19 protein-coding genes are annotated in these 16,620 nt (G+C 60.5%); 10 read left to right on the top strand and 9 right to left on the bottom strand.

Going from position 1 to position 16,620, the window contains the following annotated elements:
* Positions 1-211: 211 nt before the first annotated feature.
* A complete protein-coding gene (locus tag P1K31_RS19500; protein WP_276306024.1) occupies positions 212-691 on the bottom strand; it encodes a histidine kinase in 480 nt (159 codons plus the stop codon).
* A gap of 377 nt (positions 692-1,068) precedes the next feature.
* On the opposite strand from P1K31_RS19500, the gene P1K31_RS19495 reads away from it, so the two are divergent.
* Together P1K31_RS19495 and P1K31_RS21975 are read left to right on the top strand one after the other, a co-directional pair.
* A complete protein-coding gene (locus P1K31_RS19495) occupies positions 1,069-1,278 on the top strand; it encodes a DUF302 domain-containing protein (protein ID WP_276306023.1) in 210 nt (69 codons plus the stop codon).
* Positions 1,272-1,349, top strand: a complete 78-nt coding sequence (locus tag P1K31_RS21975) for a DUF302 domain-containing protein (protein ID WP_368410928.1) — start codon at positions 1,272-1,274, stop codon at positions 1,347-1,349. The genes P1K31_RS19495 and P1K31_RS21975 overlap by 7 nt, the downstream gene beginning before the upstream one ends.
* Positions 1,350-1,907: 558 nt before the next feature.
* Here the strand turns inward: P1K31_RS21975 and P1K31_RS19490 are convergent.
* From P1K31_RS19490 to P1K31_RS19480, 3 genes are all read right to left on the bottom strand, one after another.
* Complete coding sequence (locus P1K31_RS19490; protein ID WP_276306022.1) at positions 1,908-2,210, bottom strand: DUF8036 family membrane protein; 303 nt, start codon at positions 2,208-2,210, stop codon at positions 1,908-1,910.
* Between the two features lie 55 nt (positions 2,211-2,265).
* Entirely contained in the window at positions 2,266-2,541 is a 276-nt protein-coding gene (locus P1K31_RS19485; protein WP_276306021.1) for an ArsR/SmtB family transcription factor, read from the bottom strand.
* Positions 2,542-3,162: 621 nt separating this feature from the next.
* Positions 3,163-3,852, bottom strand: a complete 690-nt coding sequence (locus tag P1K31_RS19480) for a ferritin-like domain-containing protein (protein ID WP_276304586.1) — start codon at positions 3,850-3,852, stop codon at positions 3,163-3,165.
* Positions 3,853-4,148: 296 nt separating this feature from the next.
* Between P1K31_RS19480 and P1K31_RS19475 the strand changes: the two genes are divergently transcribed.
* The 3 genes from P1K31_RS19475 to P1K31_RS19465 all read left to right on the top strand — a co-directional run bounded on the left by P1K31_RS19475 (position 4,149) and on the right by P1K31_RS19465 (position 6,082).
* Positions 4,149-4,964 (top strand): ferritin-like domain-containing protein, encoded by an 816-nt coding sequence (locus P1K31_RS19475; protein WP_276306020.1) that lies wholly within the window; start codon positions 4,149-4,151, stop codon positions 4,962-4,964.
* 382 nt (positions 4,965-5,346) lie between these two features.
* Complete coding sequence (locus P1K31_RS19470) at positions 5,347-5,487, top strand: hypothetical protein (protein WP_276306019.1); 141 nt, start codon at positions 5,347-5,349, stop codon at positions 5,485-5,487.
* Positions 5,488-5,659: 172 nt separating this feature from the next.
* Positions 5,660-6,082, top strand: a complete 423-nt coding sequence (locus P1K31_RS19465) for a group I truncated hemoglobin (RefSeq protein ID WP_276306018.1) — start codon at positions 5,660-5,662, stop codon at positions 6,080-6,082.
* A gap of 69 nt (positions 6,083-6,151) precedes the next feature.
* Here P1K31_RS19465 and P1K31_RS22170 read toward each other — a convergent pair whose 3' ends face one another.
* Positions 6,152-6,796, bottom strand: coding sequence for a DDE-type integrase/transposase/recombinase (locus P1K31_RS22170; RefSeq protein ID WP_379794456.1), 645 nt, complete (start codon positions 6,794-6,796; stop codon positions 6,152-6,154).
* A gap of 115 nt (positions 6,797-6,911) precedes the next feature.
* On the opposite strand from P1K31_RS22170, the gene P1K31_RS19450 reads away from it, so the two are divergent.
* The 3 genes from P1K31_RS19450 to P1K31_RS19440 all read left to right on the top strand — a co-directional run bounded on the left by P1K31_RS19450 (position 6,912) and on the right by P1K31_RS19440 (position 9,032).
* Positions 6,912-7,232 (top strand): hypothetical protein, encoded by a 321-nt coding sequence (locus tag P1K31_RS19450; RefSeq protein WP_276306017.1) that lies wholly within the window; start codon positions 6,912-6,914, stop codon positions 7,230-7,232.
* On the top strand, positions 7,233-7,757 hold the full coding sequence (locus P1K31_RS19445; protein ID WP_276306016.1) for a PIN domain-containing protein: 525 nt from the start codon (positions 7,233-7,235) through the stop codon (positions 7,755-7,757). It abuts the gene before it with no gap.
* Between the two features lie 1,023 nt (positions 7,758-8,780).
* Complete coding sequence (locus P1K31_RS19440; RefSeq protein WP_379801563.1) at positions 8,781-9,032, top strand: FAD-dependent oxidoreductase; 252 nt, start codon at positions 8,781-8,783, stop codon at positions 9,030-9,032.
* Positions 9,033-9,574: 542 nt separating this feature from the next.
* Here the strand turns inward: P1K31_RS19440 and P1K31_RS19435 are convergent.
* Positions 9,575-10,489 carry an alpha/beta hydrolase gene (locus P1K31_RS19435; protein ID WP_379794461.1) on the bottom strand — a complete coding sequence of 305 codons (915 nt, stop codon included), beginning with the start codon at positions 10,487-10,489 and terminating at the stop codon, positions 9,575-9,577.
* A 167-nt stretch (positions 10,490-10,656) separates the two neighbouring features.
* Positions 10,657-11,667 carry a Cdc6/Cdc18 family protein gene (locus P1K31_RS19430; RefSeq protein WP_276306014.1) on the bottom strand — a complete coding sequence of 337 codons (1,011 nt, stop codon included), beginning with the start codon at positions 11,665-11,667 and terminating at the stop codon, positions 10,657-10,659.
* A 290-nt stretch (positions 11,668-11,957) separates the two neighbouring features.
* On the opposite strand from P1K31_RS19430, the gene P1K31_RS19425 reads away from it, so the two are divergent.
* Positions 11,958-12,434, top strand: coding sequence for a TRAM domain-containing protein (locus tag P1K31_RS19425; protein ID WP_276306013.1), 477 nt, complete (start codon positions 11,958-11,960; stop codon positions 12,432-12,434).
* A 129-nt stretch (positions 12,435-12,563) separates the two neighbouring features.
* On the opposite strand, the gene P1K31_RS19420 is transcribed toward P1K31_RS19425, so the two are convergent.
* Both P1K31_RS19420 and P1K31_RS19415 read right to left on the bottom strand, forming a co-directional pair.
* Positions 12,564-13,886 (bottom strand): aminotransferase family protein, encoded by a 1,323-nt coding sequence (locus tag P1K31_RS19420; protein ID WP_276306741.1) that lies wholly within the window; start codon positions 13,884-13,886, stop codon positions 12,564-12,566.
* Between the two features lie 257 nt (positions 13,887-14,143).
* On the bottom strand, positions 14,144-14,776 hold the full coding sequence (locus P1K31_RS19415) for a type 1 glutamine amidotransferase (RefSeq protein ID WP_276306012.1): 633 nt from the start codon (positions 14,774-14,776) through the stop codon (positions 14,144-14,146).
* Between the two features lie 369 nt (positions 14,777-15,145).
* Here P1K31_RS19415 and P1K31_RS19410 point away from each other — a divergent pair, with 369 nt between their 5' ends.
* Positions 15,146-16,435 (top strand): glutamine synthetase family protein, encoded by a 1,290-nt coding sequence (locus tag P1K31_RS19410; protein WP_276306011.1) that lies wholly within the window; start codon positions 15,146-15,148, stop codon positions 16,433-16,435.
* Positions 16,436-16,620: the final 185 nt, after the last annotated feature.

The raw sequence follows: 16,620 nt of genomic DNA, 5'->3' as shown, positions 1-16,620 counted from the left end.
CACATATCACAACTACCCCCTCGTTCTCCCCTCTCAGAGACCTCTTACACGATAAGACCGTGTAGTACCCTCCCTCTCTCACCGTCACCGGAGAGAGACTCATCCCCGGAACTCCCTCCTTGTTCCCGAACGCAACAGCCGGGGCCGGCGGACGCAGGCGCACCGACGATGACAGCAGGGCAAGCCCCGTCGAGGTGGAGTGGTCGTTTACTTACCTCGTGGCGTACGAGTAGACCCCGCCCAGCACAGCGCCGTAGACGACGTGTCCGACGAGGCTCATCGGATTGAAATTCGGTAGCGGCGGTGCCATCGGGAACCCGACCGCCTGGAGCCAGATCGGCATCACGATGCCCGCCGCGACGATCCAGATCACGACGCCGTAGGCGACCCCGACGGCCGTCGTCCGTCCGAGCGAACCGGTGTACTGACGCACGGGCGGGGAGGCGACGATGGCCGCGAAGACCAGCCCGAAGATCGCGCTGTTCACGAGGTGGACCCCCCATCCCGCGGCGAGACCATTCAGGCCCCAGAGCGCCGGGATGGCGGCTGCGATGACCGGTCCCATCATGACGGTGAGCATGATCCCCATGACGACGCCGGCAACGAGGCCCGCACCGATCCCCGCCTTCCACTGGACGTCCGTTTCCTGTTCGGTACTGACTTGGGAGTCTACCTCTACTTCGGATCCCATGGGTGAGGGTGGATGACGAATTTGTAAAGCACTTTGCCAGTAGTGCGACCTGTGTGCACACTTGGCAGAGGCACTGGTACCCGTGTTCATTAGGGTCCGTTTTGGGACGGCGATGACCAGCGCACAGGTTGCGCTCCGTTTCACGCCGAGCAACGCGACGAAATGTCGCCCTCGAATACGTTCGCTAGTGTCGGTACAAGGGACATTTTCCACTACCCCATGTAGAGAAATGATCTATGGGCAGGCGAACGCTGTTACGGCTACTAGGTGTCACGACGGCCGCCAGACTCGCCGGGTGTACGAGTCAGGAAAGCGACGCCGAGGGCACCCCACCGACCGAAACGTCATCCGCCACCGAACGATCACCGAATACATCGATGAACGATAGTTCCGAGACGACGGCCGCGACGGAGACAGAACAGATGAACGCCGGATTCGTGACGGTCGCTGGCGGCGAGAGCGTCGATGCGACCGTTGAGCGCATCAAGGGGGACATCGAGGGAAGCCCCTTGACCTTCGTCACGACGGTCGATCACGCGAAGAACGCGGCCTGGGTCGATCGAACGCTACCGCCGCCGCCGTGCTGATCTTCGGCAATCCCGAGATCGGAACGCCGCTGATGGAGGCGTCCCGGACGGTCGCCATCGACCTCCCCTAGAAGGTGTTCGTTTAGGAGGACGGCGACCAGGCCAAGGTGACCTACAACGATCCCATGTACCTCGCCCGGCGACACGGTATCGAGAGTCAGTCCGATCGGCTCGAACAGATCGCTACGGCGCTCGAGGGGCTCGCCATAGGCGGCAACTGAGTGGACACAGGACCGGTATGGGGCGATGCCGGACACGCCTTCGATACGGAGGGGAGGGGGTACCTTCCGCTTCTGGGGGCATGAGGACTACGCCGAGGCCGAGCTACAACACCTGCTTGACGTTTTGGGAACGTGTCCGATGACCTCCTAGGGTTCGCGTTTTTGCTACTCGATTTTGGAAAGTAAGAAGGGAGTGATAACCGCTTGCCGTCAATCGGTCGCAGTGCTTGGGTATGTCTAGTCATGGTTCCCGGTGCGGGCCCTAGATCTGAGCGAACCGTTCCAGCATGCGCAAAGACTGTATCGGGCCGATCGGTTAGAGGATCATATCCGGCTTAACCGATAGAAAGGCTCTATCGCTCGTCATCTACGTGTTTTTTGAGCGTGGAGCTGGTGACGTGTTAGGAATCAATCCCAGGTGACCCAGGTGAGGAAGAAGAGGCCACCGAACTCACAGAGGCGGAGCACCGTCATGGCTCCTTGCGCGATCGGCGGGATGGAGGTTACCCAGACCCGCAGCGTCGGTTCGAACATGTAGAAATAAAGCGCCAGAAGGTTCTCGAGGAGTAAGAAGCCCGTGAAGAAGACGAGCCCGAGGGTCTGCTTCGACCGGAACCGACGGTAATTGTGGCCCCACACGTACCCTAGTGCAAGCATGAGCAGGATGTTTGCAACGATGGCGACCCGTGCAATGTCAACCCACAGCGTCATCTCACTCCCCCCTTACGAGCGGTGCGATCGTCGGTGCTAGTCAATCTGTTCGATGTCATTCAATCTTCTCGATGATCTCTTCGACGAGGTCCCAATTACGTTGTGCCTCGCCGGTTGGGAGATAAATCGCTCCGTAGTCGTCACCACTGTTCTTGACGATCCCGTTGTCGACGAGGACGTCGAGGTGGTGGCGGACCGTCTCGTAGTGGAGGTCAAGTCCCTCGGCGAGCTGGTTCGCGTTTCGTGGCTGCTCGTCGAGCGTCCGGAGGATGCGTGCGCGGTTCTCACCACCGCGTGTCCCAGTGAGCACGTACCAGAGGACGGCCTCCATTGAGGGTGCTCACCAAGCATAGCCACGTAAGTCCATCGACACCCACTGGGCTGTTCGGGTGGGCGACGAAACCGCGGGCCGACCAGAGCGATCCTTGGTAGGCATCCGCATTGATCGACGGGCCGTATAAATCATTGTTACAGGTGGGGGAAGGGAAGGCCAGTGCTGTCAACCGGAGACCGTAGACCGCGCTACGATCGTCGTCACTTCGCCAACGGGTATCCACTGGTCATCGGCCAAGACCACTGCGGTCGGAGGGCCCTCCCTGGGATCTGTTGTCCCGATCGCGGACGAGAGTGCGCCACTTCCTCCGAGAACGATGGCCGTGCCTGCGGAGGATGCTTGCTGTGAGTGGATATGCCCCTTCGTGCCATCCACTATCGGCGTGCATCCACATCGTGGGGATTCGGAGTGCTCGTCCGTCATGGGCCGATCTGTGCGAGTTATCGCACGAAAGAGCCGTCGATCTGCAAGCATATGATTGTTTTCAGAACTGCGGTCGAACTCAGACCGAAATTCGTCCAGAGTCTCCGGCCCGTACCGCCCGCACGCTCGCAACTGTTAGAACACGAGGGCGCAGAGCAGAGCGCCCTCGGAACGCGGCCGGTGACGTCCCTGCCGTTACTCGTCGCTGACGATGAACTGGCCGGCGGCGGCGAGGACCTCGTCCATCGTCTTCGCCGGATCGAAGGCGTTCGGATAGGGCAGGCGGAACTCGTGGAGGTTGAGGTAGCCGGCGTGGCGCGCCTCGACGCTGTGGATGCTGAGCGCCGCCGAGAGGATGTCTTCGTCGTCGATCAGGGGGGCGGCACCGGCGTACGCCGCCACCCCGAGGTTCTCGAAGGTCGCCGCGAGCCCGATGAACTCGTCGAGGGTCTCGTAGGGGAAGCGGAATTTCAGCCCGCTGACCGGCGTACCGCCGAGGTCCTCGATCGTCGCCGTGATGGCGTCGACGTGCGCCTTCTCGTGGTCACGGATCCTCTCGAAGCGCTGGTAGGTCCCGTACCGGGGCCGCGGGCTGTTGAACACCATGTCCCCCGGACTCCCCGGCCCCTCGAAGTCCTCCTCGGTGAACGTCTGGAGGCCGTCGCGGTAGAACGTGAACTCGAGTTTCTCGAGCGTCAGCGCGAAGTTCAGGATCTCCACGTCGCTCGGCCCGCCGTTCGCGTCGCCGTCGCCGTCTGTCGCGGCGGCCAGGCCGGTCCCGCCGAGCGAGAGCAGCGTCGCCCCGCCGCCGATCTTCGCCGCCGTCGAGAGGAACCCTCGCCGATCTGTGCTTCCATCGCTTCCGTCGGTAATGTCGTTCGACATGATACATTCAATCGCCAACGTGACGCGACAAAAGTGTTTATTGAATGTCATGATTCTGGGTATTGTTTTTTATACGTTCAGTGGAGACAGCGGTACGGTCTCCCTCCGGAGGATTGCCGGCGGGACTGTTCGGCCCCGCGTACCCGCATCGAGATCGGGACGACAGTCAGACGGCACCGTCGCGACGTTTCGAGCTACTTAGGCCGGAATTCGGTGTAATCTCGAAAAATACTCATCAGGGTGTTCATCCCTTGGTTAGCCTGTACCACTGCACGGTGCGGTGGGGTGGACTCGACATGAACGAGAACGACACCGACGTAGAGAGCGAGCATGGGCGTATAGACATCAAACGAGTGATCGACGAAGTCCAAGATCGAGGGCCATCACGCCGGACCTTCCTCGCCGGCACGGCAGTAGCAGGCGCTGGGGCGCTCGGACTTAGTCCGCTCACGGGAGCGAGCAGCGATGACAACGAAGGCAACGCGACCGCCGGCGGCAACAAGACGGCCGGGAAGCAGATGGGGATGGGGGACGTTCACGAGATGGGAACGGACGTGGACGTGCTCAACTACGCCCTCACGCTGGAGCACCTGGAGGACGTGTTCTACCGGGAGTTCCTGAACGACGTCAGCAAGGAGGAGTTCGTCAACTCCGAGGCGCTGCAGAACTTCAACGCCTGGGAGAAGCGCGCGTCATACGACTTCATCGAGAAGGTCGGCGAGCACGAATCGACGCACGTCGAGGTCCTGACGAAGGTGATCCAGACGCTCGGCGGCGAGCCGGTGCCCGCATGTACCTACAACTTCGGCGTCGAGAGCGTCGGCGAGTACCTGACGGTCGCCCAGGCGCTCGAGAACACCGGCGTCGCGGCGTACGACGGGGCGCTCGCGCTGATCGAGAGTCCGGATCTCACGACGGCCAGCGCGACCATCGCGACCGTCGAGGCGCGCCACGCGTCGTTCCTCAACTTCCTCAACGGCGACGTCCCCTTCCCGGGCGCGTTCGACGACGCGAAGGCCGCCGAGGAGATCCTCGCCATCGCCGGCCAGTTCATCGAGAGCTGCCCGGAGGAGATGGGCGCGAAGCCGGAAAACGGCACGCAGAACGGCTGACAACGTGGGGGAAGTCCCCGCTCGTCCTCGGTTTATTTAAATCGCAGGCGCTACCATCTGTCCTTCAAAACGGGGCTACAGCGCCGTTTTTGATCTCAACCCTAGACTCGCAAGGTATCGTCGTTCCGATTAGATCTACTGTTCTTTTTCGTGGAGAGGTCCGCATTGAACGAGGTCGTGGTAGGTACCATTGACGAAGGCGAACTGACGCCATCGTCTCTCGTCCGTAAAACCAGGTCAGATGGTCCTCTTCGACCGCTATGTTCGTGTGCTCGCTGGGGGGTTGGCAGTAGAGTGAATAAATACGAGAGACCGGTAATTGCGATGAGACAGCGGTAGCCTCGCCGAAGATGTCTTTCTCGGTTTCCGTATCATACTGAATATGGTAGAGACGAGTACCACCGATGAGTTCAGTCGCGAGGAGTTCGAGAGGGACCCTGCAGTCGAAATCGGACTCGGGAACAAGCGAGTGCGTTTCCAGCCGCCTGCACAGGTTGACTGCGAAACGACGATGGTCTGTTGATGAGCGAACACGAGACAGTCGAAATCTCTTAGAAACCAGAAAGACAGACGAATCGTCCCCGAACTCGGCGAAACAAACACACTTCGCGTGATGCCGCGATGCTCATGTCGGTTCACTGAACTCGATAAGATCACGTACTATTATTATAAAACGGGGTCGAACTAGTGTCGTCATGGGTCAGAGTGAGACGGAGTCACTGTTTGAGCGCCTCGGTGGTGTCTACGGCATCGCCGCGGCGGTGGACGATCTAGTCGATCGTCTGTACGAGAACGAGACAGCTAATCAGAATCCTGCGGTGAAGGAGTTTCACGAGAACTACGGAAAACCCGGCTTCAAGTACCTTGTGACGGCCTGGTCGATCGAACATTCCGGCGGACCTGAGGTCTATCCAGGCCGCGGCATGGAGGAGGCCCACGAGGAGCTCGAAGTTACCGAACGCGAGTTCGACGTCGTGCGTACCGAGATCAAGACCACCCTCTACCAGGTGGGCGTACCGGAACAGGAGATGAACGAGTTCATGGAGATTATCGACGAGTTTCAGGACGAGGTAGTCGCCGACAAGCACCGCGACGAGAGTTGGGAAGCCGCCGAGTAAACTACTCCCCTACGTCACTCGGTCTGTCGGTCTCACCCGTTGAGGTGGCCTTTCGCGTGGACTCTCGTTCTATGCCATCCCCAGATCCTCCGGAGCTGATGGGTTGCGCAAGACCTGTGGTCTTGCGAACACTGTCAGCGGTAACAGGGGGAACGTACTCCCCCACTCACCTTCAGCATCCCGTAATTCGAGCGCACGTCCACAGGTGCACCTCCATTGTCTGCGTTTTGTCGCCGGCGGAGATATCGAAAGCCGATGTTCTTCGTCGTCGCACTCGAGGAGGTCGAGCGGCCAATCGTACCGGGGGCCGCGATCGGCCCGCACCAGCGGACGACCGCGGCACCGCTTGAGAACCTCTCTGAGAAACAGCAACGCATCAAGGCTTGACCGACCGGGCGAGACGTCTACAGCCAGTACTTCCAGCGTGGCACGGTCGACTGCCGCCCAGACGTAGACCTCCTCGCCGTCGATTTCGACGGTCGTCTCGTCGATGGCGATCTCGTCTCGCTGCCGGCAGTCGGACTCGAACAGGTGCTTCAACCGGTGAAACCACTGTCTGATTGCCTCATGTGAGCGATCGACGAATGGTTCGATCTTCCGGCAGGACAGGCCAGCATGATACAGAAACGCCGTGAGGACACGCCGACGGAGCGGCGTGTCCTCACGCGAACATACGTCCTGCTGGCAAGCCTTCTCGACCATGCGGTCGAGCATTCTCTGACCACCCATCAGACTGCTCGACCGTGTTCTCCTTCACGCTACGGTTGACCCCTCTCTCGGTGAGCCGTGCAAGGGAAGTGTTTTACTGCTGCGCTCACAATGTACACACATGAGTTCCAAATCGGAGAAAAAGCGCGTGCAGTTCCGAGCGCCCCGAGGATTGGTCGATCGGGCCGACACCCTCGCAGCGGTGTTCGAGACGGACCGCACGGATATTCTCATCTCTGCCCTCCATGAGTACCTGCGGGACGCGGCACACTCCGACGAGGTGAAACAGGAGATTGCGGAGGCCTACTACGACGACGACATTACCTTCGAGGAGTTGAAAGCCCTCGTCGGTCACGAGGAGGCGGCGAACTTTCGCCTCCTGAAACAACAGCTGAGCGAGACGTTCGTCGACGAAGTGGCGGAGGAGCTGGCCGATCCATAGATGGTACGCATCGTCTCCGATACGTCCGCCCTCGTTAGTCTCGGAACCGTTGCAGATACCACACCGAACCCACTCGACCTCCTACTTGACTCACACGACGTCATCCTTCCCGAGCAGGTCGTTGACGAACTCGCTGAGACTGCCTCCTACGCCGATGCGTCGGGAGAAGCGGCACAGGCCGTCCTTGACCGTCTGGCTACGTTCGAGGTCCGTAGTGTCGAACTGGACGAAACGTTTCCGCTCGACGATGGCGAGAACGCGGCGGTCACACTGGCCAATGAAGTCGATGCCGTCCAGTTACTCTGTGACGAGTTCAATCGATTAGCGCTAATTCACGCATCGCTGGCGGACACACGCCTCGTGACGACACCGATTGGCCTCACGGCGCTCGTCCGAAACGACGTGCTCTCCCCGGACGCTGCCGAGGCATTCTTGGACGAAATGAGCGACGCCCGGAGCTGGTCAGCGAACACCTATGTCGCACGTGCGAGAGCCACGTTACAACAGCAGCGAGACGACGGCTGACATCCTCCCACGACTGAAGTCGTGGGGTTGCCCCGCCACAGACGGGGGCCGCCCCACGTCGGGAGGTTCGCAGGTCCACTCTATCCGCATCCGAGAGCGACCTGCGTTCAGGGCTGTGCCAGTCCGGCCCCCGACCGAGATAGCGGGCTTCATCTACCCCGTCCACCGCAGGACGGGTGCATATCCTTACCTCGGACTCGGTATCCCTCCCGTTCCGAAACGGGACACCAATATGGTAGTTGATGCTATGCACCACGTAGGTGTCGGATTCAGCCCACGACTTTAGTCGTGGGCCTTCTCCTCGAATCTCTGTAAGACGATTCGAGGAGATGACCTGTGGCCTCGCGTATGAGATACACATGGCTCCGTTGAAGTCCGCCGCTAACAGGCCCTGACCATCGATCGCTACGTATAGAGCGCTTAGCGAACAGATGTCGGGACTCGGAGTGAATGGTCGTCGAGCCGTTAGCTCGATTCATGGAGAAACGCGAGTACTTCGTCGATGAAGCGTTCCGGCGCGGTATACATCGTGGCGTGACTGTATCCAGCAAAGATAGCAGGACGACTGTTCGGAAGTGCGTCGTTGAGCACGTCCGTTACGTCCGTGAGAAACGGCGCACTCTTGTCCCCGGACAACAGCAAGGTCAGAACAGTCGACCCTGCGAACCACGCAGCACTGAATCCGTATGCCTTCTCCGCCCCTTCCTCTGGATGACCGTATGGACAGCGTCCACTTGGGCTGGCCAGTCCGGTGATGCCCGGTACGCGTAGAGTTCTGTGGGGAGGAACCGACGGTCTCCAGTGGACGCTCTGAACGAAATCACCGGAATCGAGTGAGGATCTGGAGGCAGTCCCGACGGTTGATGATCTCTCGCTCGTGGTCAAGGTCGTCGTCAAGCGGACGGATATGATCGAGGGCGACCCCGAGCTGACCAGGCCCGAAGAGCGCCAGGTACGAATCGCTAGGGTCTTCGTTCGCTGCTCGGGACCTGGAAGACGATATCGGACGGGTCTAGTCTGAATGTGAGAGTGCGTCGTCGTCGCCGAAGCGGGCACCACCGGTTTATACACGCCACGCAAAGTAACTGGAAAATGTCTGAAACGTACGACGACATCATCGTCGGCGGGGGGCACAACGGTCTCGTTGCTGCGCTATACCTCGCAGACGAGGGACGCGACGTCTGTGTGCTCGAACGTAACGAAGCCCTCGGTGGCGCCACTCGTAGCGAGGAACTCACACTGGAATCGCAAACTCATTCGGTTTCCTCAGCATGAACCCTGTGAGCGCGGGTATTGTCGACGACAGGCCCGCCAAGAAGTCGAACACAATACTCAGCTAACTGAGGACGCGACTGGATTACGCTGGCATCCGAAGACGGTTACCTCAGCGCGGTCGATTCCGTTTGACCTCTCACTTTGGATCGAACTGTGTATCGAACGCTTTGCCAATCGGTACGACCACTTTCCTCGATCGAGGTCAACGATCAATAGACGAATACAGGAGGCAACCGCCGACGCAGATCTCTCTGGTCGAATCTATCCCCGCGGTCTGCGAGCAACAGCCGCGAGCTATCATGCGTACAAGGGTGTAGCTCCAGTTCCTCTCCAAGCGTTAATGGGCCGGAGCGATCTCGCTACTGCTCAGAAATACTTCCGGATCTCGGGGACAGCGACAGCCGATGCCCTACGGCAGGTTCATCATCGGTAGCAAAACGCTTCGTCTCTGCTGATTCTATCAGCACACGATATAGAAAATAAATTGCCCAGCCGGAATGCCGGCTGGGTTGGGGGAAGACAGCTTTACCAGTGATCGGCTTTCACTCACCCTGTGAGAGAAGATTCTCGGTGAGGAATTGCGATTGAGCGGACGACGCCTGGTCGAACGTCTCGCTCGGGTAATACAGCAGCCCGAAATGGCCACCAGGAATCTCGACCCATTTTTTTGGCCCGGCAAGTCTCTCGTAGGCGTCGCGTGCTACAATAGGCGTAGAGCGAGGCATCTCATCCTCGGGAGACACTACGAACATGGCCGGACAAGACACGTCCGTAGCGCACAGCCCGGGATACCACTGGACTGGTCTCTTTGGACGTACGAGCGTGACTTCGTTCGTCCAGTTAGTGCCCGGACGATTCCCGTACGCGATGAACCATCGAAATGCCGTCACGGGTTTGAGCGCTGACGGACGACGATCCTGATCGTCCCACACGACGGGCATCGGACCGATGATCTCGTCCTCAGCCGGTTCGACAGATCCGGACCGAACCTTCTGTTTCATCGATTCACAATGGGACTCATCGAGATCGTCCGGGGGCAGCTCCTCTCCGAGCGCGGGGACCTGGACGACCAGCGCCGCGATCCGGTCGTCGAGAGCGGCCACGACCAGCGCAGCACCACTACTGAAACTATCTCCCCACAACGCAATCCGAGTCGGATCGACTTCGTCGAGTGTGGTCGCAAACGAGATTGCGTCGCGATACCCCCGGGCTTGGACCCAAGGGTTGATCTGCTGGCGCGGCTCACCCCCACTCTCGCCGAAGCCCCGATGATCGAACAGCAACACAGCCATCCCCGCTTCGTCGAAGACTTCCGCATACCTATCCGTTACCATCTGTTTGGTAGCGGAGAATCCATGGGCCATCACGACCAGTGGCCACGGCGGCGATGAATCGGGCGAATAGAACCAGCCACTCATCTCTGCCCCTTCCGATCTGAATGTCGCATCTCGTCTCATGTACCTCCGTACGAGACGTTTGAGGATATATTCTTGGCAGTCCAGTACCCCTAGCGAGTAGTTACCGTCGACTTCGTTCCTGATGAAGGTGCAAGATACGCGCGCTATATGCTACATGCCTGTTCGAGCCGATCACCGCTTGAGGGGTTCAACAGAGCCGTTTCCACCTACTCGCGGCGCTCGACGACGTAGGTCCGATCCCGACTCGTGCCGGTGATCGTGATGAGGTTGTACTGGGCGAGTTTCTGGAGGTAGTTCCGGACAGTGCGATCAGTCTTCGGCTCGTCGACGCGCGCCTGGTAGGCGGCGTACAGATCGGCCGGTTCGAGTTCACCCTCCTCGGCCAGGATGTCGTAGAGCGCCCGCTGGTGTGGGGTGAGCGTCTCGATACTCTTGCGGCGGACCTCGGCGCGCCCCTCGGGGATCGCCTCGTGGAGCATTTCGTAGGTGATCGCGCGGCTCTCGGCGCGCTGGGCCTGCCGGGCTGCATTCCGAAGGATGCCGATCGCGACGCGGGCATCGCCGGCGGCCGCATCCGCGATGATCGCCAGTTGTTCACGGGCGACCGCGCCCGTCGTCAACCCTGACTCAGCACGGTCTTCGAGGATGGCGACGAGTTCGTCGACCGAGTACCGGTCGAAATGGACTCGCTCGGCGGTATGCAACCGACTCTGGATGCGATCGTCGAGGCGGGCGAACAGCTCCTCCTCCCGGTTGGCGATGAGGATCATCGAAAACCGCGGGAGGTGATAGAGGTCGTAGAGGATGCGCATGTCCTCGAGCTGGTCGACCTCGTCGAGGATCACCACGCAGGGCGGTCCGTCGTACCGTTCGAGGCGTTCGAGCAGTTCGTCACGCGGCGTCGACTGGCGGTGAATGTCGATCGTCTGGCCGAGGCCGTCGAGGATGCGATAGAGCGCGCGGAAGCGCGAGTAGTTCTGCCAGCAGTTGACGTACTGCGTCTCGATGTCGAGCACGCGCTCGCGGAGCCGCGAGACCGTATATTGCGCGATGCAGGTCTTGCCCACGCCGGACGGACCAGTCAGCAGCGCCGTCTCTGCCGGTTCGCCATCCAGCAGTGGCGAGAGGGCTGCTGAGAGGCGGTTAGTTTCGGCGTCGCGATGGACGACCTCGCGCGGGACGAATTCGTCGCGGAGGACACGCGCATCGACGATCATCTACTCGACCGCTTGCACGCCGACTGGTATAATGGTGGAGGGGTCGCTTCCAGAACTTCCAGAAGTGGTGTCGACGCAGTCGTGATGTTTCCAAACACTCGTTACGAGTTGTTCATTCAGGGTATGGTACGAGCAGCAGCGTCAGGGGACGTCCTAGCGGGTTCCAACGGAACCGTGGCGTCGATTCTCTTAATGTGGGGTCGGCATCGTTACAGTGGCCACTCCGTGTCTAGTGGAGTACTCGGTCGAGATTCTAGCCCGTTTTGGCGTTGCAGTACATCAGTCCGATAATGATTGAAATTCCGGATTCACTGCGGCTGCTGTTCGAAACCACGCTCGAAGCGCACGACGATCGCTACGTCATCTCGATCCCGCCCGAACTCGTTGAGAACAGCTCGCTATCCGTCGACGAGTCGTATCGCGTTGCACTCCTTCCAGCCGCGGCCACCGCTTCCCAGGCAGAACCCTCAACCGCCACAGAACGGGATGTGACCGAGACCGCCTCGTCACAGTCGCGTGCGTCGGCTGCTTCGCCGTCACAGCCGTCGGAACGATATCAGCAGACCCCGCCGGTTGAGGAGGGAGAGATTCGCTCGGTCACGATCGACACGCTCGGCGACCAAGGAGACGGCATCGCGAAGGTCAAGCGCGGGTTCATCCTCATCGTGCCCGGCACCCAGCCGGGCGATCAGGTCGACGTCGAGATTACGGACGTCAAGGAGACGGTGGCGTTCGCTGAACCCGTGAGCGAAGCCACAGTCCGTTAACCTGCGACTGACACGCAAACTGCGGTTAGGACCGATCCATATCCACTACTTGAGAAGACGGTATTGACAGTGTTCTTTCACGAATCGGCCCTGATCGACAATCCAACCAACGCGTTATCCGTCTCGGTCTCAGTTCTCGAAGGTCACTGAGATCGCCTCGTCCAGGACCGTCAGCGCCCGTTCGAGGTCATCCCGATCCGCGATCAGAGGGGGCGAGAGGATGATCTGGAACGCCGGGCGGCCGCTACCGAAGATCACGCCTCGTTCGCGAGCGACCGCGATCACGTCGCCGACCGGATTGTTACCCTCGTCGACGCGGGGGTCGTGGAACCGCTCGCCGGTGTCGGGGTCGGCGAACTCGACGCCCCAGAGGAATCCCCGGCCGTGGACGGCGTTCACGACGTCGTGTTCGTTCCCGATGGTTCGGAGGCCGTCCCGAAGGACAGGTTCGAGATCCCGAACGTTCTCAACGACCCCGTCCGCGTACTCGTCGATGGCGGCGACTCCGGCGGCACAGGCGACCGGGTGACCGGCGAAGGTCTGGCCGAGATCAAAGCCCTCCCGACCGACGAACTCCGCCAACTCGGGGCCGATGACCACACCGGCCAGCGGCGAGTACGCGCCCGTGATACCCTTTGCGAACGTCAGCATATCCGGCTCGACGCCCTCGGTGCCAATCCCGAACCAATCGCCGCAGCGACCGAAGCCGGTGATGACCTCATCGGAGATGAGGAGAACGTCGTACTCGTTACAGAGATCCCGGAGGTGTTCGAAGTACCCCGGCGGAGCGGGGAACGCGCCGCTCGTCCCGGCTACCGGTTCGGTGAGGATCGCGGCGATCGACTCCGGCCCCTCGTTGCGGATGACGAACTCGAGGTGCTCCCCCGCTAATCGGGCGAGTTCCGCCGGGTCGTCAGTGCCGAACGCGTTCGGTAGGGGTGGAAGGAACTTGCTGACCCCGGACGTCGCCGCGTGACGCTCGATCGTCGCACGCGTATCCGGATCTCCCGTAAGGCTCCCGGCGCCGTAGGTTCCGCCGTGGTAGGACCGCCAGCGGGTGAGCACTTTCGGGGCGTCCTGGTACTCCCGCGCGAGTTGGACCGCAATTTCGTTGGCCTCGCTCCCCGAGACGGAAAAGAAGGTGTGAGAGAGTCTGCCGGGGGTGATCTCGGCTAACCGGCCGGCGAGTTCCTCGCGAACGGGCGACTGTTTCGCGGAGGAGACGTACGGGATCCGCCGGGCCTGCTCGTCCATCGCCCTGATCACCGCCTCGTTGTCGTGACCGAGGTTCGCACAGTAGAGTTGTGAGCAGAAGTCGAGGTACTCTCTCCCCTCATCGTCCCGCACGCGAACGTTCTCCCCATCGGCGACGGTCATAATGTCGTTCTTCGGGTCGTACCAGTGGGGAATGCTCGTCACTTTAGTCCGCGTCGTCGGCTCCTGTCGTGACATGTGGAGATAGTCTGTCTCCAAGTATATAAGCTTTATTCGGATTCCGTTCAATTATCTGCTGAAACGCGTAACCAGATCCAACAGAGATGGTGGCCGAGTTCTGCTGCAGTGGACGCTATTCCCGCAGAGGAGAGCAGTCGGAGCGGTGCTCGCCTCCTCGACGTACTCAGATCCGAGGGATCAGTTTCCGAGATTCGGCGAGGACCGACTCGAACTCGCCCACTGACTGCGAATATCCGGGTAGGGGAGGCACAACATCATACACCGCTACAAGCTTCGCCGAAGTTCCGCAATACACGTGTCGCGTTGCACTGATCGAACGAGTAGTTACCGCCATTCCAGTCACTCGGCTGTCCCGCAACCCGTTCCGTGAACTCTGGGTGGAATTGAACCGTCCAGACGGGTGCGTTCTCGTGTCGGGTGCAGAAGTAGTCGTTGTAGTCGGTCCGAGCGGTCGCGATCATGTTCTTACCGCACTCGGTCACAACGTCGGCGTGCAGCACGGGGACGACTGGGTTCACCCCCTCGAGGATCTCGTCTTGCCGCGAGTCGCTCATCTCGACAAACGTCGCCCGGCGACGGTCACCGTCGACTCGGCCTCCGAGCGCTCGATTGATCAACTGATGGCCGAAGCAGATACCCAGGACGGGCACCCGTTCGTCGATACATCGGTGGAGTAAGTCGGCCTGTGTTTCCACCCAATCGGCGTGTTCCTCGTCGTAGACGCTGGCTGTACTTCCGCTTATCACGATCCCTTCATAAGCGTCGAGGTCGGGATCGAACGGCTCGTCGACGTAGACGCGGTACTCCGCAGTCGGCAAAAAGCGCGCGATCTCGGGCGCGAGGTACCGATAGCCGGGTCGGACTTCGTTGTCCATGACCAGTATCATTACGCACCCTATTGACGCTGGTCCCAATAAATCGTTACGTCATTGGACTACATTCAGTGACTGGGCGGGGCGCGACGAGTTAACCCCGGGAGCGTGGTCGAGCCCAGGTGGTGCACGGAACGGTGTATATATCTCAGTTGGCCATCCTCTCGCGTGATCGCCGTATGGATCAGCAATAGGTGACGGGCGATGGACGCGCCGAAAGGTGGTCTACTGAACCATGTACATCGATAGAAATCTCGCTGGATCACTGTCCATCTCCTGCCACAGAAAATAGAATCTTATTCTAATACGGGGAAAATTATAAATACCCCTCCGACATCGACTCGACCATCCGCCGTTATGGCTACCACTGCCGCTGCCGATGAGATGGAGACGTGTTTGCGGGAGGAGGAGATCGAGCACGTGTTCGTCGAGTTCGTCGACGTAAACGGGATCTCTCGCTCGAAACAGCTCAGCGCCGATCACTTCCTCGAGTCCTGGCGGGAGGGGTTCACGATGAACGCGCTGTTGCTGGCCCAGACACCGCGCAGCGAGGTGCCCAAGGGGACCGGACTGGGCGCGGAGATCGACTACGGTGATGCGACGGTCTATCCGGAGCCGGAGACCTTCACACGGCTCCCCTGGCGACCAGAGACTGCACGGGTCCTGTGCTCGTTCGAGAGAGAGGACGAACCGCTCGAAGCCGATCCTCGGCGGGTTCTCCGTCGCGTACTCGACGAACTGATCGTCCCCCTCTCGCTCGAGTTCACCGTCGGCAGCGAACTCGAGTTCTACCTGCTCGACCCGACCGACGACGGTTACGCCCCGGCGACTACGCACAAACACGAGTGTGTCACCTGGGCAACGGAGTCGGTCTCACCGTTCTACGACCGCGTATCGGAGTGGGCTCCCGACTACGGGATCGAACTCCACTCGCTGCAGCACGAACACGGTGCCGGTCAGCTCGAGGTGCTGTTCGACTACGGCGACCCACTCGGACAGGCCGATACGACCTTCGACTTCAAGCGGTTGGTAAAACGCGCCGCTCACGAGAGCGGTCAGCACGCGACCTTCATGGCGAAGCCGTTCGGTAGCCGAGCGGGGAGCGGCTATCATCTCCACATCGGGGCCGTCGAAAACGGCGAGAACGTCTTCGGCAGCGAGACGACGGACGGTCTCTCCGAGCGAGGCCGTCATTTCGTGGGCGGACTGCTCGAACACGTAGATGCGCTGGTCGCGATCGGCACACCGACGCTGAACGGGTTCAAACGGCACGAAGCCGGCTCGTTCGCACCCTATTCAGCCTCCTGGGGCTACGATAATCGTATGGCCGCTCTGCGGATTCCGCAGGGAACGCCCCGGATCGAGAACCGCATCGCTAGCGCCGATGCTAACCCCTATCTCCTCATCGCAGCCACGCTCGCGGCCGGTATCGACGGCCTCGAACGAGACCTAGAGCCGACCGCGCCGGTCGACGTGACGTCCGAGAGAGCGAGCCCACGCCTCCCACACGCCCCTGAGCTCGCGCTTCAGTCGCTCGAGAACGACGATGTACTCGTTACCGCACTGGGCAGGGAGATGGTTCGAGCGTATACCGCCACTAAGCGCCACGAACTCGCGATGTTCCGTGATACGGTCACCGACTGGGAACGTGAACAGTATCTCGAGACGCTGTGAGCGCAGTGGTAGTCCCACGACCACGGCGGGAGAGCGACGAAGGATGTAACCGGAGGTACCGGTGACCGTTCCGAGGAGCGATCCCGCCACTCGCGGGCACGTATGTGCGTTTTGGCGGAACGGACGAGATTTCGGAGGTTGCGACCGGCGTCCCGTTTCCTCACCCTGACGGCGACGCCATCACG

Source organism: Halomarina halobia (genome assembly GCF_029338575.1).
Lineage (GTDB): Archaea > Halobacteriota > Halobacteria > Halobacteriales > Haloarculaceae > Halomarina > Halomarina halobia.
This window is presented reverse-complemented; position numbering and strand designations above follow the sequence as displayed.

What these genes read in the sequence shown, in the direction of transcription:
- P1K31_RS19500 (WP_276306024.1), bottom strand. Translation starts at nt 691, where the DNA reads ATGGGATCCGAAGTAGAGGTAGACTCCCAAGTCAGTACCGAACAGGAA.
- P1K31_RS19495 (WP_276306023.1), top strand. Translation starts at nt 1,069, where the DNA reads ATGAACGATAGTTCCGAGACGACGGCCGCGACGGAGACAGAACAGATG.
- P1K31_RS19490 (WP_276306022.1), bottom strand. Translation starts at nt 2,210, where the DNA reads ATGACGCTGTGGGTTGACATTGCACGGGTCGCCATCGTTGCAAACATC.
- P1K31_RS19485 (WP_276306021.1), bottom strand. Translation starts at nt 2,541, where the DNA reads ATGGAGGCCGTCCTCTGGTACGTGCTCACTGGGACACGCGGTGGTGAG.
- P1K31_RS19480 (WP_276304586.1), bottom strand. Translation starts at nt 3,852, where the DNA reads ATGTCGAACGACATTACCGACGGAAGCGATGGAAGCACAGATCGGCGA.
- P1K31_RS19475 (WP_276306020.1), top strand. Translation starts at nt 4,149, where the DNA reads ATGAACGAGAACGACACCGACGTAGAGAGCGAGCATGGGCGTATAGAC.
- P1K31_RS19470 (WP_276306019.1), top strand. Translation starts at nt 5,347, where the DNA reads ATGGTAGAGACGAGTACCACCGATGAGTTCAGTCGCGAGGAGTTCGAG.
- P1K31_RS19465 (WP_276306018.1), top strand. Translation starts at nt 5,660, where the DNA reads ATGGGTCAGAGTGAGACGGAGTCACTGTTTGAGCGCCTCGGTGGTGTC.
- P1K31_RS22170 (WP_379794456.1), bottom strand. Translation starts at nt 6,796, where the DNA reads ATGCTCGACCGCATGGTCGAGAAGGCTTGCCAGCAGGACGTATGTTCG.
- P1K31_RS19450 (WP_276306017.1), top strand. Translation starts at nt 6,912, where the DNA reads ATGAGTTCCAAATCGGAGAAAAAGCGCGTGCAGTTCCGAGCGCCCCGA.
- P1K31_RS19445 (WP_276306016.1), top strand. Translation starts at nt 7,233, where the DNA reads ATGGTACGCATCGTCTCCGATACGTCCGCCCTCGTTAGTCTCGGAACC.
- P1K31_RS19435 (WP_379794461.1), bottom strand. Translation starts at nt 10,489, where the DNA reads ATGAGACGAGATGCGACATTCAGATCGGAAGGGGCAGAGATGAGTGGC.
- P1K31_RS19430 (WP_276306014.1), bottom strand. Translation starts at nt 11,667, where the DNA reads ATGATCGTCGATGCGCGTGTCCTCCGCGACGAATTCGTCCCGCGCGAG.
- P1K31_RS19425 (WP_276306013.1), top strand. Translation starts at nt 11,958, where the DNA reads ATGATTGAAATTCCGGATTCACTGCGGCTGCTGTTCGAAACCACGCTC.
- P1K31_RS19420 (WP_276306741.1), bottom strand. Translation starts at nt 13,886, where the DNA reads ATGTCACGACAGGAGCCGACGACGCGGACTAAAGTGACGAGCATTCCC.
- P1K31_RS19415 (WP_276306012.1), bottom strand. Translation starts at nt 14,776, where the DNA reads ATGATACTGGTCATGGACAACGAAGTCCGACCCGGCTATCGGTACCTC.
- P1K31_RS19410 (WP_276306011.1), top strand. Translation starts at nt 15,146, where the DNA reads ATGGAGACGTGTTTGCGGGAGGAGGAGATCGAGCACGTGTTCGTCGAG.